The sequence below is a fragment of the Burkholderia sp. HMSC10F09 genome (assembly GCF_001806955.1).
Classification (GTDB): Bacteria; Pseudomonadota; Gammaproteobacteria; order Burkholderiales; family Burkholderiaceae; genus Burkholderia; species Burkholderia multivorans.
Genome location: NZ_KV786904.1, coordinates 1,862 through 2,209, shown reverse-complemented (window position 1 = coordinate 2,209; position 348 = coordinate 1,862). Strand labels below are relative to the sequence as shown.

The window sequence follows — 348 nt, the reverse complement described above, 5'->3', positions numbered from 1 at the left end:
ATCTCGCAGGCCGGCCCCGGCGGCGCGATGATCGCCTACATGCTGATCGGGCTGATGGTGTACTTCCTGATGACGAGTCTCGGCGAAATGGCCGCGTTCATGCCGGTGTCGGGCTCGTTCGCGACGTACGGCGCGAAATACGTGGACGAAGGCTTCGGCTTCGCGCTCGGCTGGAACTACTGGTACAACTGGGCCGTGACGATCGCGGTCGAGCTGGTCGCCGCGCAGCTCGTGATGCACTACTGGTTCCCGGACGTACCGGGCGTCTGGTGGAGCGCCGCGTTCCTCGGCGTGATGTTCCTGCTGAACGCGCTGACCGTGCGCGGCTTCGGCGAGGCCGAATACTGG

General features: G+C 65.5%; 1 pseudogene. It reads left to right on the top strand.

Annotated features, from left to right (window positions below):
- Positions 1 to 348, top strand: a pseudogene (locus HMPREF3115_RS32835) (lysine transporter); the annotation flags it as partial.